Annotated in this window: 26 protein-coding genes; 19 read left to right on the forward strand and 7 right to left on the reverse strand. The window is 63.7% G+C overall.

What is annotated here, in order from left to right; translation table 11 throughout:
- Positions 1-34: 34 nt before the first annotated feature.
- On the forward strand, positions 35-286 hold the full coding sequence (locus E5222_RS03860) for an HP1242/YdcH family protein (protein ID WP_136692384.1): 252 nt from the start codon (positions 35-37) through the stop codon (positions 284-286).
- Positions 287-584: 298 nt separating this feature from the next.
- The gene (locus E5222_RS03865) at positions 585-983 is read left to right on the forward strand and encodes a nuclear transport factor 2 family protein (protein ID WP_136692385.1); all 399 of its coding nucleotides are present in this window, start codon (positions 585-587) and stop codon (positions 981-983) included.
- A gap of 3 nt (positions 984-986) precedes the next feature.
- Here E5222_RS03865 and E5222_RS03870 read toward each other — a convergent pair whose 3' ends face one another.
- Genes E5222_RS03870 through purM form a run of 3 tightly spaced genes read right to left on the reverse strand, consistent with a single transcriptional unit; the run spans position 987 to position 4241 of the window.
- Complete coding sequence (locus E5222_RS03870) at positions 987-2186, reverse strand: sulfotransferase family protein (RefSeq protein WP_169053470.1); 1200 nt, start codon at positions 2184-2186, stop codon at positions 987-989.
- 2 nt (positions 2187-2188) lie between these two features.
- Positions 2189-3151, reverse strand: a complete 963-nt coding sequence (gene purN / locus E5222_RS03875) for a phosphoribosylglycinamide formyltransferase (protein WP_136692387.1) — start codon at positions 3149-3151, stop codon at positions 2189-2191.
- Positions 3144-4241, reverse strand: a complete 1098-nt coding sequence (gene purM / locus E5222_RS03880; protein ID WP_136692388.1) for a phosphoribosylformylglycinamidine cyclo-ligase — start codon at positions 4239-4241, stop codon at positions 3144-3146. Before purM ends, purN begins: the two co-directional genes overlap by 8 nt.
- Positions 4242-4311: 70 nt before the next feature.
- On the opposite strand from purM, the gene E5222_RS03885 reads away from it, so the two are divergent.
- Genes E5222_RS03885 through E5222_RS03900 form a run of 4 tightly spaced genes read left to right on the forward strand, consistent with a single transcriptional unit; the run spans position 4312 to position 7320 of the window.
- Positions 4312-5577, forward strand: a complete 1266-nt coding sequence (locus E5222_RS03885) for a heavy-metal-associated domain-containing protein (protein WP_136692389.1) — start codon at positions 4312-4314, stop codon at positions 5575-5577.
- A 21-nt stretch (positions 5578-5598) separates the two neighbouring features.
- Positions 5599-6207, forward strand: coding sequence for a P-loop NTPase family protein (locus E5222_RS03890; RefSeq protein ID WP_136692390.1), 609 nt, complete (start codon positions 5599-5601; stop codon positions 6205-6207).
- A gap of 28 nt (positions 6208-6235) precedes the next feature.
- Positions 6236-6949, forward strand: a complete 714-nt coding sequence (gene epsC, locus E5222_RS03895; RefSeq protein ID WP_136692391.1) for a serine O-acetyltransferase EpsC — start codon at positions 6236-6238, stop codon at positions 6947-6949.
- Positions 6949-7320: a DUF2794 domain-containing protein gene (locus E5222_RS03900; protein WP_136692392.1), complete on the forward strand. Its 372-nt coding sequence runs from the start codon at positions 6949-6951 to the stop codon at positions 7318-7320. The genes epsC and E5222_RS03900 overlap by 1 nt, the downstream gene beginning before the upstream one ends.
- Positions 7321-7323: 3 nt before the next feature.
- On the opposite strand, the gene E5222_RS03905 is transcribed toward E5222_RS03900, so the two are convergent.
- Together E5222_RS03905 and E5222_RS03910 are read right to left on the reverse strand one after the other, a co-directional pair.
- On the reverse strand, positions 7324-8004 hold the full coding sequence (locus E5222_RS03905; RefSeq protein ID WP_136692393.1) for a DUF4328 domain-containing protein: 681 nt from the start codon (positions 8002-8004) through the stop codon (positions 7324-7326).
- A gap of 61 nt (positions 8005-8065) precedes the next feature.
- On the reverse strand, positions 8066-8737 hold the full coding sequence (locus E5222_RS03910; RefSeq protein WP_136692394.1) for an HAD-IA family hydrolase: 672 nt from the start codon (positions 8735-8737) through the stop codon (positions 8066-8068).
- Positions 8738-8786: 49 nt separating this feature from the next.
- Here E5222_RS03910 and glmU point away from each other — a divergent pair, with 49 nt between their 5' ends.
- From glmU to glmS, 3 genes are all read left to right on the forward strand, one after another.
- A complete protein-coding gene (glmU, locus tag E5222_RS03915) occupies positions 8787-10169 on the forward strand; it encodes a bifunctional UDP-N-acetylglucosamine diphosphorylase/glucosamine-1-phosphate N-acetyltransferase GlmU (protein WP_246021532.1) in 1383 nt (460 codons plus the stop codon).
- Positions 10162-10614, forward strand: a complete 453-nt coding sequence (locus E5222_RS03920; protein ID WP_136692395.1) for a hypothetical protein — start codon at positions 10162-10164, stop codon at positions 10612-10614. The genes glmU and E5222_RS03920 overlap by 8 nt, the downstream gene beginning before the upstream one ends.
- 128 nt (positions 10615-10742) lie before the next feature.
- A complete protein-coding gene (glmS, locus tag E5222_RS03925; RefSeq protein ID WP_136692396.1) occupies positions 10743-12566 on the forward strand; it encodes a glutamine--fructose-6-phosphate transaminase (isomerizing) in 1824 nt (607 codons plus the stop codon).
- A gap of 295 nt (positions 12567-12861) precedes the next feature.
- Here glmS and E5222_RS03930 read toward each other — a convergent pair whose 3' ends face one another.
- Positions 12862-13341, reverse strand: a complete 480-nt coding sequence (locus E5222_RS03930) for a ferritin-like domain-containing protein (protein ID WP_136692397.1) — start codon at positions 13339-13341, stop codon at positions 12862-12864.
- A gap of 13 nt (positions 13342-13354) precedes the next feature.
- On the reverse strand, positions 13355-14266 hold the full coding sequence (locus tag E5222_RS03935; RefSeq protein ID WP_136692398.1) for a 2Fe-2S iron-sulfur cluster-binding protein: 912 nt from the start codon (positions 14264-14266) through the stop codon (positions 13355-13357).
- 346 nt (positions 14267-14612) lie between these two features.
- On the opposite strand from E5222_RS03935, the gene E5222_RS03940 reads away from it, so the two are divergent.
- The 10 genes from E5222_RS03940 (at position 14613) to E5222_RS03985 (ending at position 20319) form a co-directional block, all read left to right on the forward strand.
- Positions 14613-14807 (forward strand): 4Fe-4S dicluster domain-containing protein, encoded by a 195-nt coding sequence (locus E5222_RS03940; protein ID WP_136692399.1) that lies wholly within the window; start codon positions 14613-14615, stop codon positions 14805-14807.
- Positions 14774-15715 (forward strand): 4Fe4S-binding leucine-rich repeat protein, encoded by a 942-nt coding sequence (locus E5222_RS03945; RefSeq protein WP_246021533.1) that lies wholly within the window; start codon positions 14774-14776, stop codon positions 15713-15715. Before E5222_RS03940 ends, E5222_RS03945 begins: the two co-directional genes overlap by 34 nt.
- A gap of 5 nt (positions 15716-15720) precedes the next feature.
- Positions 15721-15924, forward strand: a complete 204-nt coding sequence (gene nifT / locus E5222_RS03950; protein WP_136692918.1) for a putative nitrogen fixation protein NifT — start codon at positions 15721-15723, stop codon at positions 15922-15924.
- A gap of 5 nt (positions 15925-15929) precedes the next feature.
- Entirely contained in the window at positions 15930-16775 is an 846-nt protein-coding gene (locus E5222_RS03955; RefSeq protein ID WP_136692401.1) for an SIR2 family protein, read from the forward strand.
- A gap of 323 nt (positions 16776-17098) precedes the next feature.
- Complete coding sequence (gene nifB, locus E5222_RS03960) at positions 17099-18595, forward strand: nitrogenase cofactor biosynthesis protein NifB (RefSeq protein ID WP_425456238.1); 1497 nt, start codon at positions 17099-17101, stop codon at positions 18593-18595.
- Positions 18596-18602: 7 nt separating this feature from the next.
- Positions 18603-18821 (forward strand): 4Fe-4S binding protein, encoded by a 219-nt coding sequence (locus E5222_RS03965; RefSeq protein ID WP_136692403.1) that lies wholly within the window; start codon positions 18603-18605, stop codon positions 18819-18821.
- Entirely contained in the window at positions 18818-19378 is a 561-nt protein-coding gene (locus E5222_RS03970; RefSeq protein ID WP_246021534.1) for a hypothetical protein, read from the forward strand. Before E5222_RS03965 ends, E5222_RS03970 begins: the two co-directional genes overlap by 4 nt.
- Positions 19371-19706, forward strand: a complete 336-nt coding sequence (locus E5222_RS03975; RefSeq protein ID WP_136692404.1) for a nitrogen fixation protein NifZ — start codon at positions 19371-19373, stop codon at positions 19704-19706. The genes E5222_RS03970 and E5222_RS03975 overlap by 8 nt, the downstream gene beginning before the upstream one ends.
- Positions 19703-19942 carry a nitrogen fixation protein NifZ gene (locus E5222_RS03980; RefSeq protein WP_136692405.1) on the forward strand — a complete coding sequence of 80 codons (240 nt, stop codon included), beginning with the start codon at positions 19703-19705 and terminating at the stop codon, positions 19940-19942. Before E5222_RS03975 ends, E5222_RS03980 begins: the two co-directional genes overlap by 4 nt.
- An 11-nt stretch (positions 19943-19953) precedes the next feature.
- Positions 19954-20319 (forward strand): DUF3024 domain-containing protein, encoded by a 366-nt coding sequence (locus E5222_RS03985; RefSeq protein WP_136692406.1) that lies wholly within the window; start codon positions 19954-19956, stop codon positions 20317-20319.
- The last annotated feature ends 8 nt before the right edge of the window (positions 20320-20327 follow it).

Raw genomic sequence — 20327 nt, forward strand, 5'->3', positions numbered from 1 at the left:
AATCCTTCTCGGGACAGACCAAGGAGGATCACAAATGTCGCATACACCGCATGAACTCGCCGACGAATTCCCGCAGGATCACGCCGTGCTTCATCGCCTCAAGATGGAGGATGCGCATTTCGCCCGGCTGGCGGAAGAATATCATGAGGTGAACCGCGAGATTCATCGCATCGAGAGCGAAGTGGAAGCCGCATCGGACGATCGTGCCGAGGAGCTCAAGAAGCAGCGGCTGGCGCTGGCCGACGAAATTGGTGCCATCGTCGCTAAAGCTCGCACTGCGGCCTGACCATCTGCGGGCAGCCCGCCTGCCACAAGTGAAGAGCAGCCGAGGCCGGGCGGGGGAAACCTCGTCCGGCCTCGCTGCGCTTGTTTCATGTCCCCACGGGATAGGAAATTTACTTAGTATGGCAATAAACGAATTCCTATTACGAATTCGCCGTGCTTATATTGGTTAACGCAGTGTCATTCGGAGAATTTTTCCGATATAGAGCTACATAATAACATGCTTCTAAAGCGAATAGCGGGCCGAATCATATGAGTGTTGTAGGAATATTCCTGCGAGTTACTTGCGGGGGCAAGGATTCATGTTCTGGCACAAAAGGCCGCCGACCGAGATCGCGCAAGAATTCGTAGATGCGTGCAATGCGCGCGATACTGTCGCGATGGCTCGGATTCTTGCTGACGACGTCGTGTTCGAGGACAGCCGCGGCGGACGCATCGAGGGACGCGACGAAATGTTGAGGGCGCTGGCAGCCGTCAACCAGGTGGCGCCGGACCTGCGCGTGGAAATCAACCGCGCGAGCAATCTCGGGGACACGGCACTGCTTGCCGGGCGCTCGCTCACCAGCAATCACACCCTGGTCTGTGATACGCAATGGCGCGCCGTGGTGCGCGACGGAAAGCTGGTGGAATGGCAAGCCTTCGGCCACCCCGCCGAAAGCTCGCTGGTCGGCCTGATCACGTCGCTGGGCCGTGCGGAATGAGCGCTATTTCGCGGTGAGTTCGCTGTAGTCAGCCTGATGCGCTGTGTGGCGGCCTTTCGCCGCCCGGCGCTGCTCGGCACACATGGCGGCGTGCGCTGCAGCGGTGAAGTCGAGTTCGAGCAGGGCATAGACGCGCGCGATCTCGCTTTCCCAGTCCGCACTCAGCGCATCGAAATCGACTTCTGCGACCGGTCCCGCAACTGGGGCGAGGGCGGCGGTCATCCGCTCTTCACGCAAGGCTAGCTTCCGCGTCCACTCCGCCTCGATCACTGAGAGGTCGGCGCTCTCCGTCTGGTAGGCCATCTGGCAGGAGACGACCGAGACCGTGCTCGCCAGCACCTCCACGCTGTTGCGGCGAGTGACGACCACGCGCGCATCGGGGAAGCGCGCCAGAAGCGGGGCGAGGTCCTCGGCATATTGCGGGCATTTGAGCACGCGCGGCAGAGCGGTATTGCGCATCATCGCAGCATCGGTGCGCAGCATCCGCTCGAATTCGCGATAGATGGGCGTCGCATCGCGCGCCTCGCTGAATGCGACATAGGAGGGGATGCGGTACTGTGCCTCCAGCGCCACGGGCGAAAGCGCATGGGAAAGCCATGGCAATTCCTCATCCACCCGCAGGGCGCCGAAGGGATGCAGCGTGTCGATCCACGGATTGATCTGCCGCGCGATCGCGAGGCCGAGCCGCGTCTTGATCGGGCGGATATCGGGAAAGGGCCGCACCGGGTTCATGCCGTGATAGAGGCAGGTGCCCGCATGGGCCGGATCGGCGGCGAGCAGGCGATGCATGCGCGTGGTGCCCGCGCGCATCTGGCCGACGACGATGATCGGAGGCGCTATCGGCGTGCGCTCGATCCCCGGCTTGCGCTGCCACAAGCGGCCGAGATCGTGGCGCACCCTGATGGCCGAGGTAATCTGGCCATAGGCCATCGTGTGGCCCAGCGAATTGAGCTCCGCCTCCTCGCGTAGTGCCTCGCACAGCTTCTCAAGCCGCAGGCGGAAATCGGCAACGTCCTCCTCGCTGCGGCCGAAACGCTCATCCTCTTCGGAAAAGCCCTTCGCGCCGATCTCCCACAGCGCATCGGGTTCGAGCGGCGGCTGTGGGTGCAGCCCCTTGTCCCAGATCCCCTCGATCACCCGGTCCGCCCATTCTGCCGTGCGTGAGCGGGCCAGCAGGTGCGGGCGGGGCGGGACGGTGGCCACGCCTAGAACTCGTCCGCCGCGTCGCGCAGTTTGGTGAGGCGCTTGGGCGCGACCGAAGCCCAGCTGCGCTCGAGCCATTCGGCCACATGGTCCCAATCGACATCGGGGCGGTTGAGGATCAGACCGACCCAGCCGCTCGCGCCGTAATAGGCGGGGCGGTAATAGAGTTCGGGGGTGGTCTCGATCAGGCTCGCCATCTCGTCCGGGCCGCTGGTCTTCACCAGCAGCGCGATATGCTCCTCGCCATGATGGCGGTCGGAGAGATAGGCGAAGAACTTCCCGCTCTTGCCACCAGTGCGCCAGCCGGGCGCACCGTGGCTTTCGCGTGGCTCCACTTCGGGCAGCGCCATCGCCAGCTTGCTCACCTGTTCGAGCAGCCAATCGACGCGGTTATGCCGCCCGACATAGTCGGCGAACATGCGCGGATAGAGCTGGTATTCGGCCAGGATCACGCGGCGGCCAAGGGTCTCGCCCGTATCTCCCGGAAGGATCGCCACCGGCATTTGGCCCAGCAGCGGCCCGCCATCGAGCTCCGCCGTTACCACATGCACCGAGCAGCCACCGAACTTGTCACCCGCATCGATCGCGCGCTGGTGCGTGTCGAGGCCCTTGTACTTGGGCAGCAGCGAGGGGTGGGTGTTGACCATGCGGCCTTCCCAGCCATTCACGAAATCCGCGGTCAGGATGCGCATATAGCCACACAGGGCGAGATATTGCGCGCCCGCATCGCGCAGCGCCTTGTCCATCACCGCCTCGTGATCCTCGCGGCTCATGCCCTTGTGGTCATGCGCGAAGGTGGCGATGCCTTCCGCCGCCGCGATCTTCAGGCCCGGCGCGTCGGGCACATTGCTGGCGACCAGCACGATCTCATAGGGGCAGCCGGGTAGCTTGGAGGCGAAGAGCAGGGCCGACATCGTCGTGCCATTGCCCGAGAGGAGGCACGCGACCTTTGCCTTCTCAGGCATTATGCGTGGCTTCCCAATCGGTCTTGGCGGACCAGGTTCCGGCGGAACCCTTCACTGTGCAGCCCTTCGCGCCCTCGACGATGTCGCCGATTCGGAACACGGTCTCGCCTGCGGCCTCAAGGTCTGCGGTCACGCCATCGACATTGTCGGGCGTCACGGCCAGCAGCATGCCGATGCCGGTGTTGAAGGTGCGCGCCATCTCTCCCGGCTCGATATTGCCCTGCGCCTGCAGGAAAGCCATCAGCCGCGGCAGTTCCCATGCATCGGCGTCGATCACCGCATGCGCGCCATCGGGCAGCACGCGCGGGACGTTTTCGAGCAACCCGCCGCCGGTAATATGGGCGAGGGCATCGATCTTGCCCGCGCGGATGACGGGAAGCAGGCTCTTCACATAGATGCGCGTCGGCTCGATCAGCGCGTCCACCAGCAGGCGCTCCTGGTCGAACAGGGCGGGGCTTTCCATCTTCCAGCCCTTGTCCGCCGCCAGCCGCCGGACCAGCGAATAGCCGTTAGAATGGACGCCGGAGCTGGCAAGGCCGAGCAGCACATGGCCGGGCGCAACCTTCTCGCCCGTCAGCTGCTCGCCGCGCTCCACCGCGCCGACGCAGAAGCCGGCGAGGTCGTAATCGCCATCGGCATACATGCCCGGCATTTCCGCCGTCTCGCCGCCGATCAGCGCGCAGCCGGCCATCTTGCAACCCTCTGCAATGCCTGCGATCACGCGTTCGGCCACGCCGCCATCCAGCTTGCCGGTGGCGAAATAGTCGAGGAAGAACAGCGGTTCCGCGCCTTGCACGATCAGATCGTTCACGCACATGGCGACGAGATCGATGCCGATGCGGTCATGCCGGTCATGATCGATGGCGAGCTTCACCTTGGTGCCGACGCCGTCATTGCCGGCGACCAGCAGCGGGTCCTTGTAGCCTGCCGCCTTGGGATCGAAGAAACCGCCGAATCCGCCGATCTCGCCATCAGCGCCGGGGCGCATCGTGGCCTTGACCAGCGGGCCGATCGCCTTGACCAGCCGGTTGCCGGCATCGATGGAAACGCCGGCCTGTTCGTAGGTATAGGAGGGTGTGTTCGAAGACATGCCACCAGCCTTTAGACTTTCCAGCTTGGATTTCCACTCGCCTTTGGGCAAAAGGGCCGCGATTTCCCCGATGTCTATCTCCGCAACCCTCTCCCGATCGCAATCGCACCGCCTGACCCTGCTGTCCGTGGGGGCTGTGCTGCTGCTCGTTTTCGGGGCGGCATTGTTCGCGCAAGTGGGCGGGGAGCGCGGTATCGCGCCCGTCGCCAGCTCCACCGATATCGACGTGCGCGGGATCGAGGTGGATGTGCGCGGCGACAATGCGCAGGACGCGCGCGAGAATGGCTGGCGCGAGGCGCAGCGCATCGCGTGGGAGCGGCTGGACGGCCCCGAGATTCCCGATTCGCGGCTGGAGACCATGGTTGCGGCGATCGTGGTGGAGGAAGAGAAGATCGGTCCACGCCGCTATATCGCGCGGCTTGGCGTGATCTTCGACCGGCAGCGCGCGGGCGCCCTGCTGGGCGGCGTAGGGGCGCAGGCTCGCTCGGCCCCGATGCTCACCTTGCCGGTGATGATCACCGGCGGCACGCAGACCATGTTCGAATATCGCAACCCGTGGCAGCGCGCCTGGGCGGAATACCAGTCAGGCACCTCGACCATAGACTATGTCCGCCCCTCGGGTTCGGGCGGGGAATCGCTGCTGCTGACCTATGGCCAGACCGGCCGCCGCAGCCGCGCCTGGTGGAACACCGTGCTCGACCAGTTCAGCGCGGCGGACATCCTCGTGCCGGTCGCGCGGCTCGAATATCTCTGGCCGGGCGGCCCGGTGGAAGGCGTGTTCACTGCCCGCCATGGTCCGGACAATCGCTACCTCGCCGAATTCACCATGCGTGCGGACAGCGTGGAAGAATTGCCCGCCATGCTGGAGCGCGCGGTGGTGCAGTTCGACCAGATCTTCCAGCGCGCGTTGAGCCAGGGCACCTTGCGGCCCGACCCGTCGCTGACGCTCGACATGGTCGAGATCAGCCCGGAAATCCGCGCTCTGATCGAATCCAGCCGCCGTGCACAGCAGGCCGAAGAGGCGGCTGCGGCGGGCGAGACGGTGGAGAGCGAGGGCCTGCCGGAGGAAATCGCCACGCAGCCTGTGCAGGCGCCTGTGGTCACCGCCATCACCGTGCAGGCAACCACGCCCGATCCGCGATCCTTCGATGCCGCGCTTACCGGCCTGCGTTCGGTTGACGGCGTGCGCGGGATGGCGGTCACCAGTACGGCGATCGGCGGCACATCGGTGGTGCGGGTCGACTTTGCCGGCAGTATGTCGGAACTCGCCGCTGCCCTGCGCGCCAATGGCTGGCAGGTGACCGAGGGCAACAACGCCATTGCCATTTCCCGCTGAGCGGGGCCAAAAGCGCCCATCATGTCGCAGATTGCCCTGCCTCTGAAAGCCGGAAGCGGCGGTCCGCCGCGTATCGTGATCGGCAATGCCAATGCCCATGTGGCAGAGGCGCTGGCGCATCCCGAAAGCTGGCCCTTCCGCACCGCCGTGCTGACCGGTCCGCCGCGTTCGGGCAAGACGCTCTTCGCAAAATGGTTCGCGCAGGGCGGGAAGGGCGATGTGCTGGACGATGCGCAGGACCTGGCGGAGGATGAGGTCTTCCACCGCTGGAACCGCGCGCAGGAAAGCGAAACGCCGCTGCTGATCGTTGGCGGGGAGCCGCCATGGGAGATAAACCTGCCCGATCTCAGGTCCCGGCTGGGCGCGGCCCTGCAGCTCGAAATCGGCCTGCCGGACGATGCCATGGCGGGCGAATTGCTGCTTTCCATGGGCGCCGAACGCGGCCTGCCGCTGGGCCCCGATGCGGCCGATTACCTGATTCCGCGTGCCAGCAGGGCGCCGCAGGACATTGAAAGGCTGGTGGAAATAATTGACCGCTTGAGCCTGGAAAGAAAATCCCCACCTCGGCAAGGTATCTGGCGTGCTGCGCTGGAAGCCGTGCAAGGTCCGGAAGAGCCGCGCTTGCTTTGATTCCGGTTTTGAGGGAAAATCGTTTGTCATGTTCGAACGCCTGATCAGCTATCTGGACTCCATCAAGGCGCGCGATCCGGCGCCGCGTTCGCGCTGGGAAGTCCTGCTCTATCCCGGTGTCTGGGCGCTGGGCATGCATCGCCTGGCGCACTGGCTGTTCGAGGCGGAGCTGTTCTTCCTCGCGCGCCTCGTCAATCACATCAGCCGCTGGATGACCGCGATCGACATCCATCCCGGTGCGATCATCGGCAAGAACTTCTTCATCGACCACGGCTTCACCGTGATCGGGGAGACGGCGGAGATCGGCGACAACGTCACGATCTACCAATGCGTCACGCTGGGCGGCACCAACCCGACCAATGGCAAGGCCGGCAAGCGCCACCCGACGCTTTGCGACAATGTCATCATCGGCTCTGGCGCGCAGGTGATCGGCCCCATTACCGTGGGTGAGCGCGCGCGCGTGGGTGCCAATGCGGTGGTCACGGACGACGTGCCCGAAGGCGCGACGATGATCGGCCTCAAGGCCCGCTCCACGCTGGTTCCGGCGGAAACCTGGCTGCGCGAATTCATTCCCTATGGCACACCCTGCGACGAACCTTGCGAACCCGATTTGGGCCGGATCGAGGCAATGGAGCGCGAACTCGCCGAGATGAAGGCGCAGCTCGAAGGGATGAAGGGCAAGCAGACGCAATTGCCGCTCGATGCGCCCGCCGCCAGTCGCAAGAGCGGCACGGATAGCTGATGCAGCACGGTAAGGTGTCGGCGCTTCCCGGCAGCAATATCGTCTCCTTCCCAGGCCAGCGCCCGCCCAACCAGGTGGGCTTCGACCGGCAGGAGCTTGCCCGCATCCTCGACCTCTATGGCCGTATGGTCGCCGCCGGCGAATGGCGCGACTATGCGATGAATTTCACCAGGGAATGCGCGAGTTTCGCCGCCTTCCGCCGCACTGCCGACGTGCCGCAAATGCGCCTCGAAAAGCGCCCTGCGCTGCGCAACCGGCAGGGCATGTGGGCGTTGTTCGGCGAACACGGCCAGGTGCTAAAGCGCGGACAGGAACTGGTGAACGTCCTCGCCCCGGTGGAGCGGCGGCTGGTGAAGGCGGTGGAAGAGTAGGCTTCAGTCGAAGGTCCTGGCCGTACCGACACCCGCCGACTGGTATTGCGTGATCGTTCCGATGATCCCGAACAATTTCCAGGCAGAGCAGCCCAGCAGGAAATGCCCGGCGACGTTCAATGCAGTGTCCGCGGCCGGAGGCGTCGTCAGCCAGATGCCGGGCAGGGCATTGATCAGGAGCGTCGATGTCGTGAACGCCAGGATCAGCACTGCCGTGACATGGCACGTCCACCATATGGAGACGTCATCCACGCTCGAATCCGCGAACCAGCTTTCGCGCCCTTCGCTCCGGTTGTGGAGCTCGCGCATGGACCTGAACGGCACCACGAAGTTCACCAGCGGCACGAAGAAGCTCGCGACGGCCCATACCGGCCGATAGTTGAGCTCGTCCACTCCTGCCTCATGAAGGTTGGCATGAGCCCGGTAGATCCAGATCGAGATCGGAATGACTGCCAGAAGGAACAGGGCATAAGCGATTAGCAGCAGTAGCGGCTGGTAGAGCGACAGATAGGCATATTCTGCCGGCAGGCCCGGTATGACGGAGCCCAGCTGCAGGTAGAAGAAGACCACGTAGAGAAGGGTCACCGGTGCAATGGCAACCATGAATGCGCCGAGCGCCAACCTTGCTACGCGGCCGAGAACCCCGATCGGTCCCGCACTGATAGAATACCCTTCCTGTGTCATGAGTGCCCCCTCCCATCGCGGTTCTAGGAACCGGATGCACTCCTGACAAGATTCCCCAGGATCAGAACCTTGCGAGGGCGGGCACCAGTTCGTTGAAATGGTGGATCAGCACGTCCGCGCCCAATTCCTCGGGCGGGACGTCGTGATAGCCGAAGCTGAAGGCCACGGCGGGCACGCTGGCGTTCTTCGCGGCCTTCACGTCGAAAGTCGAATCGCCGACCATGGCGAAATGCCCGCCGCCGCAGCGCGCGATCGTCTCATGGATCATGTCGGGCGCGGGCTTGGCGCGTTCGCGGCCGAGCGTGTCGCCGCCCATGATGCTGGCGAAACGGCTGGTGAGGCCGAGTTCCTCGATCAGCTTGCGCGCGAGGTCCTCCGCCTTGTTGGTCACCACGGCCAGCTGGCAGCCATGTCCGGCGAGAATGTCCAGCGCGTCGAGGCACCCTTCATAGGGCCTTGTATTGGCGGCGATATTGGCGGTGTAATGCTCCAGCAGCGCGGCGTGCAAATCCTCGAAATGCGGCGCTTCCACCGGGCCGCCCGTCACTTCCAACGCGCGTTCCAGCATGCGCCGCGCCCCGCCGCCGATCAGGCTACGTGTTGTCTCCAGCGACACGGCATCGCGCCCGGCAGCCAGCAATGCGTGATTGACGGCAGGCGCCAGGTCGAGCGCGGAATCGACCAGCGTTCCGTCGAGATCGAAGCCGACGATGCGGAAAGGAAATTCGCTCATGGCCGCGCCCTGTGGCGCAGGGCTGTGGAAACCGCAATGATTTGGTGGCATGGCGATGCGCATGTGGGAAGCTGAAAGACCGATCGCCGCCGTGATCCTCGCCGCGGGCAAGGGCACGAGGATGAAGAGCCAGCGGCACAAGGTGCTGCACGAAATCGGCGGCAAGCCGATGATCGAGCATTTGCTGGACCAGGTGGACCGGCTGGGTGCCGAACGCACGGTGGTGATCGTGGGTGAGGGGCGCGAGCAGGTGGAAGCCCGCCTCGGCACCCGCGTTTCCTATGCCGTGCAGGACCAGCAGCTGGGCACCGGCCATGCGGTGATGCAGGCGAAGGGTGCTCTCGACGGGTTCGAAGGCGATGTGCTGGTGATGTTCGGGGACGTCCCCTTCGTACGCGCCGAGACCATGATGGGCATGCTGAAACGCCTGCATGGTGAGGACGCGCCCGCGGTCGTCGTGCTCGGCTTCAAGCCCTATGACCCGCTGCAATATGGCCGCGTGATCGCCCGCGACGGGCGGATCACCAAGATGGTCGAATTCAAGGATGCGACCGACGAAGAACGCTCCTGCCCGCTATGCAATTCCGGCCTGATGGCGGTGCGCAGCGACATGCTGTTCAAGCTCTTGGGCGAAATCGACAATGAGAATGCGCAGGGCGAATTCTACCTGCCCGACGTGGTGAATGTCGCCATTGCGTCCGATATTCCCACCGCCGTCACCGTTACTTCCGACCCGGATGAGGTTGCCGGCATCAATAGCCGCGCCGAACTGGCCGATGCCGAGCGCCGCTTCCAGCAGGCCGCGCGCGCCAAGGCGATGGCGGAAGGCGCCACGCTGGTCGCGCCCGAGACGGTCTTCTTCAGCCATGACACCGTGCTGGGGCAGGACGTGCTGGTGGAGCCGAACGTCGTCTTCGGCCCTGGCGTGACCGTGGCCGACAATGTCATCATCCATGCTTTCAGCCACCTCGAAGGTGCGTTGCTGAAGGAGCATGTCCAGATCGGCCCCTATGCCCGCCTGCGCCCCGGCGCGGTGCTGGAGGAAGGCTCCAAGATCGGCAATTTCGTCGAGATGAAGAACGCCGTTCTGGGCGAGGGGGCGAAGGCCAACCACCTAACCTATCTCGGCGATGCCACGGTGGGTGCAAATGCCAATATCGGCGCGGGGACGATCACCTGCAATTACGATGGCTATTTCAAGCACAAGACGGTGATCGGGCCGGGCGCCTTTATCGGCTCCAATTCCGCGCTGATCGCGCCGGTGAAGATCGGCGCCGATGCGATCGTGGCGGCAGGCAGCGCGGTCAGCCGCGACGTCTCCGACGGGGAACTGCGCATGGTCCGCGCCGAGCAGCTGGTGAAGCCCGGCTGGGCGGACCGTTTCCACGATGCGATGAAGAAGAAGAAAGAACAGGAGCGCAAGGATGGCTGACCGCACATTGGGTGAAAAGGAACTGGGCGCCATGCTGCAGGCCTCACGCGACTTCGCCTTCCAGCTGCTGGCGGAGAAGGGCAAGATCGTTCCTTTCGGTGCGCGCGCTGGCGAGAGCGGCGATATCGAATTCATGCGTGTTGCCGATGAGGAAAGCACCGATCCGCTGGACGAGGTCTATGATAGTACGCAGGCGGCCCTGGCCGAACAGGCGGGCGAGGGCGCGATCATCGCCGCCACCAGCGTCGCCCATGTCGCGGTGGAAGGCGGCATTGGCGAGGAAGGTTTCGATCGCGCGATCCGCATCCATGTCGAATCGGACGGCTTCAGTCGCATGATCTTTGCCCCCTATCGCGTGGTGCAGGGGGAGCAGAAAGGCACCGCCACCATTGAGCCGGGCAAGATGGTGGCGCAAGAGGCGGAAGGCGTCGTCTTCGCCGCCTGAGCGCCTTCCCTATCGTTTAAAGCAAGGGTTCACATGCCGCTTGGCATGGGGACGATCCGGCGCTTACATCGTCGCCAGTAACCAGTTGGCCGCCGGACCGGCGGCAGATCGCAGGGGCATAAGCATCAATGTGCGGAATTATCGGTATCGTCGGCAAGGAAGCGGTCGCAGCGCGCCTGGTCGATAGCCTCAAGCGCATGGAATATCGCGGTTATGACAGTGCCGGGATCTGCGTGATCGAGGATGGTGAGCTGGTCCGCCGCCGTGCCGAGGGCAAGCTCTCCAACCTCGTGGCGGAACTGGCGTCCAATCCGGCGGACGGGATGGTCGGCATCGCCCACACGCGCTGGGCCACCCATGGCGCGCCCACCACGCAGAACGCCCATCCGCATGCGACAGACAAGGTCGCGGTCGTGCATAACGGCATTATCGAGAACTTCGCTCCGCTTCGGGCCGAGCTGCAGGCGCGTGGCCGCGTGTTCCAGAGCCAGACCGATACCGAGGTCGTTGCGCATCTCGTCTCCGAACTTATCGAGGCGGGCAAGTCGCCGGAGGAAGCCGTGGGCGAGGTACTGCCGCAGCTGCGCGGGGCCTTCGCGCTCGCCATCGCCTTCCGCGATCATCCCGGCCTGCTGGTCGGCGCGCGCCTCGGCTCGCCGCTGGTGGTCGGTATCGGCGAGGGCGAGACCTATCTCGGCTCGGATGCGCTGGCGCTCGCCGCGCTCACCCAGAAGATCGCCTATCTCGACGAGGGCGACTGGGTGGTGATCGACAAGGACGGACCGCGAATCTTCGACCGCGATAACAACCCGGTTACCCGCGAGGTCACGACATCGGGCGCGAGCGCGGCGATGGTGGAGAAGGGCAATTTCCACCACTTCATGCAGAAGGAGATCTTCGAGCAGCCGACCGTGGTGGCGCAGACATTGCGCAGCTATCTCCGCCCGCTGGAACGCAAGGTGGCCCTGCCGCAGATCGATTTCGACATTTCCGCCGTCGACCGCATCACCATCGTTGCCTGCGGCACCAGCTATTATGCCGCGATGGTCGCGAAATACTGGTTCGAAAGCTTTGCCCGCGTACCGGTGGACATCGATTTCGCCAGCGAGTTCCGATACCGCGAACCGATCCTGACCAAGGGCGGGCTGGCGCTGTTCATCTCGCAGAGCGGGGAGACGGCAGACACGCTGGCGGCGCTGCGCCACTGCAAGGCGGAAGGCCAGACCATCGCCGTGGTCGTCAACGTGCCCACCAGCACCATGGCGCGCGAGGCGGACCTGCTGCTGCCCACGCATGCCGGGCCGGAGATCGGCGTCGCCTCCACCAAGGCCTTCACTTGCCAGCTCGCGGTTCTCGCCGCGTTGGCCGCTCATTTCGCGGTGAAGAAAGGGCGGATGAGCGCTGAGGAAGAGGCGCAGATCGTCGATCACCTGCTCGAAGCGCCCGCCGCTCTCAACGCCGCGCTCGACCATGATGAGGATATCAAGGCGATGGCCCCGCTGGTCGCGCCTGCGCGTGACGTGCTCTACCTGGGGCGCGGACCGGACTTCCCGCTGGCGCTGGAAGGCGCACTGAAGCTCAAGGAAATCAGCTACATTCACGCAGAGGGCTATGCCTCGGGCGAAATGAAGCACGGCCCCATCGCGCTGATCGACGAGCACGTGCCGGTGATCGTGCTGGCGCCGAGTGGCCCGCTGTTTGAAAAGACCGTCTCCAACATGCAGGAAGTCGCCGCGCGCGGCGGGCGCATCGTGCTGATCTCCGACGCTGAAGGGCTGGCGGAAGCAGGCGAGGGCTGCATGGCCACGATCGAGATGCCCAAGGTCCACCCGCTGATTGCACCGCTGGTTTATGCCGTGCCGGTGCAACTGCTCGCCTATCACGTCGCCTGCGTCAAAGGCACCGATGTCGACCAGCCGCGCAACCTCGCGAAATCGGTGACCGTCGAATAGGGCGCAGTCTGCGATTTACAGTGTAGGAAGACAAAAGAGTTTTTCCATTTACAAAAAAGAAGTTCCGTTTTCGCTTTGGTTACAAAAAAGAAATTCCAAAAATTTTTTGCGTGTATGCCGCGGAAATCCTAGGATTTCTTGGGGTTTTGGCGATTTTGGCCCGGCGAAAATCATGCTTACCTAAAGGTTAAATTCTTCTCATTTGAGCTCATATTGTCGGTGATCCCGATGCTGTTCAGCTGAGCCAGCAGGATCCACGGCGTGGGGGCTACCGGCTTGCCTTGGCGGAACCGGGTCAGGTCGTCGCCGGGCTGCCGGCTCCGTTCTTGCGGGCTGAAATCCAGCGCTGGAGTTCCGCGACGTGGCCCTGTTCTTCTTCGACGAATTCCGTGGCCAGCGCGATGATCTCGGGATCCTCGGTCTTGGCGAGGACCCCGGAGTAGTAGTCGAGACCCGCCATTTCGGCATCGAGTGCCGCAAGCAGGGCCTCCTCGGCGGAGATCAGCGGATCGGCCGTCCAGATCGCCGCGGCTTCGGGACTCTCGCTGTCGGGCCAGTTGAAGTCCTCGGGGGCCTTCTTTGGCACATCGCGAAATCCCGCACGTTCCTGGGCATCGGCAAGATGCATGCGCGAATAGTCGGCCAGCCGACGAAACAGCTTGCTGACTTCGACATTACCGCCGGTCTCCATCGCATCGGCGAGTTGTCCGAAACGGTCGGCCGCCTCGCGTTCGAGCTGGATCGCATGGGCTAGGAATTCTTCGACGTTTTCCATCCGCGTCCTTTCCTCAGGCATCAACGGTCGGGTTGCTTTGAATCCATTCCTCGCGCGTGACCGAGGCTTCGAGGATTTTCAGGTGCTCCGCTTCCTCCTGCACGAACAGCTTGGCCATGGCCTTGACCTCCGGCTCGTGGGTGGTTTCGGCAATGGCGAGGTAGAAGTCATAGCCGCGCCTTTCGCCGATCAGCGCAGCCTTCAGCGCATCGATCTTCGACAGTGCGGCATCGCCTGCCATCAGCGATGTCTGTTCGGGCGTCGCCTGATCGGGCCAGACGTAATCGGGCGGCACGACGACATCGGCCTTGATCTCCTTCGCCCGTTCCTGCGCTTCCTTGAGGTGCTGGCGGGAAAAGCCGGCCAGCTGGTAGAAAAGCTTGGCGACTTCGTCATTGCCGCAAGCCTTCATCTGTTCGGCAAGGTCGTAGAAATGCGTCGCCGCATCTTCCTCGATCTTGACCGCATAGCCAAGGAACTCGTCGAGCGAATTGACCTTGATGCCGCCTGTGAAATGTCGGGCCGCATGAGTGATGTGCGGGCGCTGGGCAGGCAGCGTTTCGTCGCCCTCGAAGGTCACCATGATATCCTCGTTGCGGACGAAGCACTGGCAGGCGAGGCGGTAGCGTGGCGGCATGTCGTTCACCTCGGCCTCGTAAATCTCATCCTTGGTGATCTTGCCGAGCTGCTTGAGCGTTTCCTTTTCCTCCTCGGTCAGGGCGATGCCGTATTTGCTGTATTTGGTCGGCGCATCGAGATGCGTGACCTCGACGACGCAGGATCCGCAATTGCCGTCCTGACAATCGAACGGGATAGGGACCTTGTTCTGCTGGGCGACGGCAAGGATCGTCCCGCGATCGCCCGCAACGGCATAGACCGTGATGTCGCGCGCCATGCGGGGCGAGGAAAAGGTTACATTCGCCATATGGGCCTCCGGCTTTGGGGGAGCATTCGCCCGCCTGTTTCGGCAGTCTCCTGACGCAATCCCCGTGCCAGACGGATGCGTCTCGCCGGTAAAATCGGCCCCATCCTCCTCAAGTCACTGAAAAGGCGCGGCAGGGGAGGGGCAGGGCGCGCCCGCTCCCTCTCTTGCTGCCGGGGCGGTCTTGTCGCAGCGCCGACAAGGAATGTCGGGGGCGCGACATGGGGGGCTGCGAAAAACCGCGCAATTCCGCGGGTCTGCCGTCTGGCATGGTTCCTGCTTCGATTGGCCTGTCGAGCCCGCCACTAGCGCCGGGCGCTGTGGCACGCCAATCGCAGGAGTCTCGCCAATGGCTTACAAGATCATCGCATCGCAATGCACGGGCTGCAGCGCCTGTGAATTCGAATGCCCCAATGCCGCGATCTCTATGAAGGGGGAGACCTTCATCATCGATCCCAACAAGTGCACCGAATGCGAAGGGTCCTATGACCACCCGCAATGCGACACGGTGTGCCCGGTCCCGCAAACCTGCGTGCCAGCTTGAGCATCGGCAGCCTCGCCCCGCCTGCCGTGATTGCAGAGGACGATTTCGGCCCCGACGATTTTGGGCAGGCGATCGACTGGAAGGGCAGCCCGGTGAAATGCCGGGAATGCGACCACCAGGCGATCAACGCCATGGGCTTGTGCGCCAAGGGCAAGGCCTGCATCCGTGACCGTCGTGCCCGCCGTGTGGAACGCTTCCTGCAGGAAAATCCCGGCCTGGCCGACCAGTATCTCGACCACCCCTATTTCGAAGTACGGGCAGGGGCTGCTCGCCATGCCAACCTGTTCCTGCTGCCGCCGCTGCTGAAGGATCCGGAAGCCGAAGTCAGGGCCATGGCCACGCTGCGGCTGCCAGAGGAGAAGATCAGGAAAATGATCGAAGACGAGGATGTCGATGTTAGGATCGCCGCCGCTTCCCGCCTGCAGGGACGCGACCTGCTACCTGCCATGGGGGACAACGAATACATGGTGCGGATCACCGCCGTTCGGCGGATGCCGCCCGAATTGCTCCCGCTGGTGCGTCACGATCCCGATGCGGAAGTGCGCGCATGGGTCGCCCGGCGGATCGACAAGCCGGCATTGCCCGATATGGGCTTCGATCCCGATCCATCGGTCCGCCGCATTGTCGCCGAGCGCCTGCCGCTCCCCCAATTGGCCATGCTGATCGCCGACAGCGACGCAGGCGTGCGCCTGATCGTTGCCGAACGCATCGCTGAAGAGGAACTGGAGCCGCTGCTCGACGATCCGGAGGAGCCGATCCGCGATATCGCGCGCCAGCGGATCGGCCAGGTCGAGAGCCTGCATTACCTGCTCGAACCCGGCAGGCGCGTGGTCGCTTTCCCGGCGCCCGACGCCGATGCCGAAGCGCCCTCGCGATCCCCCAATCCCGACGAGGAGACCAACCCGTGAAGATCATGTTGCGCAGGGCCGAAGGCGTCCTGTCCGCCTATGTCCCCAAGAAGGACCTCGAGGAACCGGTCGCCGAACAGGAGCATGAAGGCCTGTGGGGCGGGTGGATAAGGCTGGCCAATGGCTGGGTCCTCGACCTGCCGGACATGGCTGAGGACACTTCGCTGCCGATCACGGTCAATGCGCGCAAGCGCAGCGAGGTGGAGTGATCGCGATGACTGCCGCCATACTCGACAATCCGGCCGAGGTCCTAGCCGATCTGGCCACGAGATTGCGCGCGGGCGAGGTCGTTCCCTACCTCGGTCCGGGCATTTCGGAACTGGCGGAGACGCCGACGCCGATGACCACCGCTGCCTTGGCCGATTTTCTCGGCAGCAAGGTGCGGCTCCCGGCGCGCGCGATCGGCAATGTCTGGGCGGCGGCGCAATATATCGAGAGTTACCGCCACCGGCAGACGGTGACCGCGCTGATGCAGGAGGCCTTCGCAACGCCGGTTGAGCCATCGCCGCTGCATCGCTGGCTGGCCGAACTGGCGCCGCCGCTGGTGGTCGACAGCTGGTATGCCGGGGAAATGCGCCGCGCCCTTTCCGGCCGTGAGGGCTGGGTCGAGGTGCAGGGCACGCATCGCGCGGTGATCACCGATCCTGCCTGGTACCGCTTCTACATGCCCGACGGTACGGAGTGTGAAGAGGCGGAGGCTGAAGGAACGGACACCTTGCTCTATACGCCGCATGGCAGCATCGCGCCCGCGGGCAATTTCCTCATTTCCGATGCGGACTATGTCGAAGTCCTGACCGAGATCGATATCCAGACGCCGATCCCGGAAGAGGTCCGCCGCCGCCGCACCGGCAAAAGCTTCCTGTTCCTGGGCTGCCATTTCGACGACCAGCTGCTGCGCACTTATGCGCGCCAGGTGATGAAGCGTTCGGGCGGCGCGCACTACGCCGTGGTCGAGGTCGACGGGCTGACGCGCAACGAGTGCCGCTTCTTGGAGGAGCAGGAGATTACCGCCATCGACATGCCTCTCGACCGGGCGATCGCCATGCTGCTGGACGGCTAGCTGCGATCAAGTTCAGCCCGGTCGAAATCCCTTGCGCCGCTGTAACCCAGCGGCGCTTTTTTTGGATGTCGCCTTCGCGACATTGACGGACATCGCACATCTGGTTGCGACAATCCTGCGGCCAATTGCGTAGAACAATCACTGTATTTCATATATTTACCGCTTTGGCACAGTGCTTGCGAAGCAGGTTCCGCATCATCTCCCTTCCGCGCGCGATGCTGCGTGCGGAGCAATTGGATCGAGGAGCGAACATGACCGACTTGTCGCTGGAAAACGCAAGGACCTCAGCTTCGGATGAAGCGGTGGTGGATATCTCGGACGTCATGCAGAAGATGGCCGAACACAAGGGCTGCGGCACCGAAGGCGGCGACGGCAAGGCCAGCTGTGGCTCTTCCGGCGGACCGGAGGACATGCCCGCCGAGATCTGGGAGAAGGTCAAGAACCACCCCTGCTACAGCGAGGAGGCCCACCATCATTATGCCCGCATGCATGTGGCGGTGGCGCCGGCCTGCAACATCCAATGCAATTACTGCAATCGCAAATATGACTGCGCGAATGAGAGCCGTCCGGGCGTCGTGTCCGAGCGGCTTACGCCCGAGCAGGCATCCAAGAAGGTTCTCGCGGTCGCATCCACCATCCCGCAGATGACGGTTCTCGGCATTGCAGGGCCGGGTGATCCGCTCGCCAATCCGAAGCAGACCTTCGAGACCTTCCGGTTGATTTCGGAAGTCGCGCCGGACATCAAGCTCTGCCTGTCGACCAATGGCCTCGCCTTGCCGGACTGGGTGGACGAGATCGCCAAGTACAAGGTCGATCACGTCACCATAACGATCAACATGATCGATCCCGAAGTCGGCCAGCATATCTATCCGTGGGTGTTCTGGGAGAACAAGCGCCTGACGGGATACGAAGCTGCCAAGATCCTGACCGAGCGCCAGATGCTGGGCCTGGAGATGCTCACCGAGCGCGGCATCCTCGCCAAGATCAACTCGGTGATGATCCCGGGGGTCAATGACAAGCACCTGGTCGAGGTGAACAAGGCGGTGAAGTCGCGCGGGGCCTTCCTGCACAATATCATGCCGCTGATCTCCGCGCCCGAGCATGGCACTGTGTTCGGCCTCAACGGCCAGCGCGGTCCCTCGGCGCAGGAGTTGAAGGCGCTGCAGGACGAGTGCGAGGGCGACATGAACATGATGCGCCATTGCCGCCAGTGCCGCGCCGATGCCGTCGGCCTGCTGGGCGAGGATCGGTCGGAGGAATTCACCACTGACAAGATCATGGAGATGGAGGTCAATTACGACTCCGAGGGGCGCAAGGCCTACCAGCAGGCAGTCGAGGCAGAACGCCAGGCCAAGGTCGAGGCCAAGAAGGGCGAGTTGGACGGGCTGGAAGCTGCCGGCGATATCAAGCTGCTCGTCGCCGTCGCCACCAAGGGCCATGGCATCATCAACGAGCATTTTGGCCACGCCAAGGAGTTCCAGATTTACGAACTCTCTTCCAGTGGCGCGAAGTTCGTCGGCCACCGCCGCGTCGATCTCTATTGCCAGGGCGGTTATGGCGAGGAGGACGCGCTCGATACGATCACCCGTGCGATCAATGATTGCCACGCGGTCTTCGTCGCCAAGATCGGCGGTTGCCCGAAGGCCGAGCTGGCCGAAGCGGGCATCGAGCCGGTCGACCAATATGCGCATGACTATATCGAAAAGTCGGCGCTGGCCTGGTTCAAGGAATACCTCGCCAAGGTCGCATCCGGCGAAGTCACCCATGAACAGCGCGGCGACGCGGCGATCCGCCAGGGCGCGCTGCTGAACGCGGGGTGAGGCGGCCATGCCCTACAAGATCGTCGCCTCCCAATGCACCAATTGCACGGCGTGCGAAGCGCTGTGCCCGAACCAGGCGATCTCCGAGAAGGGCAACACCTTCGTGATCGACCCGGATCTGTGCACCGAATGCGTGGGTCATTTCGACGATCCGCAATGCGTGGCGATCTGCCCGATCGACAATACCTGCGTGATCGACTCCACCCTGCCGAGATATGCGGCATGACCGGGAAGGCGGCAGCGAACGGGCATATGCTCGATGGCTTCGGCGGGGCTTCGGACGCGCTCGAGCGGACGATCCTCGCCAGCCCGCTGCTTGGCGGCGGATTGCCGCGCGAGGCGCAGGAACATCTCGACAAGGCGGCGGAGCGTTATCACCTCACCGATGTCGCTGAAACGCATATCTATTCGGCGGCGGACATCGCACCCGATCATGCCGCGGTGCTGATCGCCTTCTACCGCTTCTATTTCTACAAGGGCCGTCTGTCCGAAGCGCTGAACATTGCGCGCAGCTGCATGCGCAAGGCGATGGAGCTCAGCGTGCTGGGCGACGACTGGCGCAGGGTTGAGGCGACCGATGCCGATTTCTCGGACTGCGGCGCGCTGCTGCCGCGCTTCTTCCTCTTCAGCCTCAAGGGCTATGCCTATCTGAACCTGCGGCTCGGCAAGCTCGACGAGGGGCGGGAGGCCGCCGAAAAGCTCCTGGCACTGGAACCGCGCGACCGGATCGGCGCGCAAGTCCTTATCGACGTCCTCAACGCGATGGAGGAGGCCGATGACTAACATCGTACGCGATAGCGAGGTCGTCGAGCTGAACAACCCGCCCGCCTTCCGCTATGGCGAAAGGGTCCGCGCCAAGCGCACCGTGCGCAATGACGGGACCTATGCCGGCAAGGAAATCGGCGACATCCTGGTCAAGAAGCACGAGGAAGGGGTCGTCGTATCGATCGGCACCTTCCTGCAGCAGTTCTACATCTACGGCATCGAGTTCTTCGAGACCGGCAATCGCGTGGGCATGAAGCGGCGCGAGCTCGAGCCGCTCGACCTTGGCTGCGAGGAGGAGGACGAGCTGCCATCGACCCTGCCGCGAAGGGTGGGAGGACGGCGATGATCGACCTGCGCGAACCGATCTACCAATGGGGCCAACGCGTTTGCGCGAGTGTCGACCTGGTCAATGACGGCAGCCATCCGGGCGCAGAGCTTGAGGCCGTCCTCGCCCGCGCCGGGACAGAGGGCGAGATCGTCAATGTCGGGCACCATGTCGATGCCAACATCCCGGTCTACCTGGTGGAGTTCGCCGGCGGGGTGGTGGTCGGCTGCCTCGAAGACGAACTGCGGCAGGTCTGAAGGAGGCGGCGATGTCGGTAGCCACGGCCCGGAGAACCTCGCAGGACAAGCCGGTTGCGGCCCATCCAAACGAGCTCGACCTGCGCCGCATCCAGAGCGCCCTGAAGGGGCGCGAGCGTTATCGCTATGTCAGCCCGAACGTGTCCGCTGTGCGCGATGGCTATCTGATCCGGTCCGACTGCTGTTCCCGCAAGATCGACCCAAAGGGCGGGGAAATCGACATCGCGCTGATCCGCTGGGATGCTGCGATCGGCGAATGGCGGCTCATGGCGAAGGATCACAAGACCGACGGCTGGATCGAAGAGAGCCGCTATGCGCGCCTTCCCGAACTCCTGCTGCGGATCAACAACGATCCGGACAAGAGGTTCTGGCAATGACGGGGAAC

The sequence above is a fragment of the Alteraurantiacibacter aquimixticola genome, assembly GCF_004965515.1.
Taxonomy (GTDB): domain Bacteria; phylum Pseudomonadota; class Alphaproteobacteria; order Sphingomonadales; family Sphingomonadaceae; genus Alteraurantiacibacter; species Alteraurantiacibacter aquimixticola.

Excerpts from the sequence above, each read along its gene's own strand:
- E5222_RS03860 (WP_136692384.1), top strand. The coding sequence starts at position 35 with ATGTCGCATACACCGCATGAACTCGCCGACGAATTCCCGCAGGATCAC.
- E5222_RS03865 (WP_136692385.1), top strand. The coding sequence starts at position 585 with ATGTTCTGGCACAAAAGGCCGCCGACCGAGATCGCGCAAGAATTCGTA.
- purN (WP_136692387.1), bottom strand. The coding sequence starts at position 3,151 with ATGCCTGAGAAGGCAAAGGTCGCGTGCCTCCTCTCGGGCAATGGCACG.
- purM (WP_136692388.1), bottom strand. The coding sequence starts at position 4,241 with ATGTCTTCGAACACACCCTCCTATACCTACGAACAGGCCGGCGTTTCC.
- E5222_RS03885 (WP_136692389.1), top strand. The coding sequence starts at position 4,312 with ATGTCTATCTCCGCAACCCTCTCCCGATCGCAATCGCACCGCCTGACC.
- E5222_RS03890 (WP_136692390.1), top strand. The coding sequence starts at position 5,599 with ATGTCGCAGATTGCCCTGCCTCTGAAAGCCGGAAGCGGCGGTCCGCCG.
- epsC (WP_136692391.1), top strand. The coding sequence starts at position 6,236 with ATGTTCGAACGCCTGATCAGCTATCTGGACTCCATCAAGGCGCGCGAT.
- E5222_RS03900 (WP_136692392.1), top strand. The coding sequence starts at position 6,949 with ATGCAGCACGGTAAGGTGTCGGCGCTTCCCGGCAGCAATATCGTCTCC.
- E5222_RS03905 (WP_136692393.1), bottom strand. The coding sequence starts at position 8,004 with ATGACACAGGAAGGGTATTCTATCAGTGCGGGACCGATCGGGGTTCTC.
- E5222_RS03910 (WP_136692394.1), bottom strand. The coding sequence starts at position 8,737 with ATGAGCGAATTTCCTTTCCGCATCGTCGGCTTCGATCTCGACGGAACG.
- glmU (WP_246021532.1), top strand. The coding sequence starts at position 8,787 with ATGGCGATGCGCATGTGGGAAGCTGAAAGACCGATCGCCGCCGTGATC.
- E5222_RS03920 (WP_136692395.1), top strand. The coding sequence starts at position 10,162 with ATGGCTGACCGCACATTGGGTGAAAAGGAACTGGGCGCCATGCTGCAG.
- glmS (WP_136692396.1), top strand. The coding sequence starts at position 10,743 with ATGTGCGGAATTATCGGTATCGTCGGCAAGGAAGCGGTCGCAGCGCGC.
- E5222_RS03930 (WP_136692397.1), bottom strand. The coding sequence starts at position 13,341 with ATGGAAAACGTCGAAGAATTCCTAGCCCATGCGATCCAGCTCGAACGC.
- E5222_RS03935 (WP_136692398.1), bottom strand. The coding sequence starts at position 14,266 with ATGGCGAATGTAACCTTTTCCTCGCCCCGCATGGCGCGCGACATCACG.
- E5222_RS03940 (WP_136692399.1), top strand. The coding sequence starts at position 14,613 with ATGGCTTACAAGATCATCGCATCGCAATGCACGGGCTGCAGCGCCTGT.
- nifT (WP_136692918.1), top strand. The coding sequence starts at position 15,721 with ATGTTGCGCAGGGCCGAAGGCGTCCTGTCCGCCTATGTCCCCAAGAAG.
- E5222_RS03955 (WP_136692401.1), top strand. The coding sequence starts at position 15,930 with ATGACTGCCGCCATACTCGACAATCCGGCCGAGGTCCTAGCCGATCTG.
- nifB (WP_425456238.1), top strand. The coding sequence starts at position 17,099 with ATGCAGAAGATGGCCGAACACAAGGGCTGCGGCACCGAAGGCGGCGAC.
- E5222_RS03965 (WP_136692403.1), top strand. The coding sequence starts at position 18,603 with ATGCCCTACAAGATCGTCGCCTCCCAATGCACCAATTGCACGGCGTGC.
- E5222_RS03970 (WP_246021534.1), top strand. The coding sequence starts at position 18,818 with ATGACCGGGAAGGCGGCAGCGAACGGGCATATGCTCGATGGCTTCGGC.
- E5222_RS03975 (WP_136692404.1), top strand. The coding sequence starts at position 19,371 with ATGACTAACATCGTACGCGATAGCGAGGTCGTCGAGCTGAACAACCCG.
- E5222_RS03980 (WP_136692405.1), top strand. The coding sequence starts at position 19,703 with ATGATCGACCTGCGCGAACCGATCTACCAATGGGGCCAACGCGTTTGC.
- E5222_RS03985 (WP_136692406.1), top strand. The coding sequence starts at position 19,954 with ATGTCGGTAGCCACGGCCCGGAGAACCTCGCAGGACAAGCCGGTTGCG.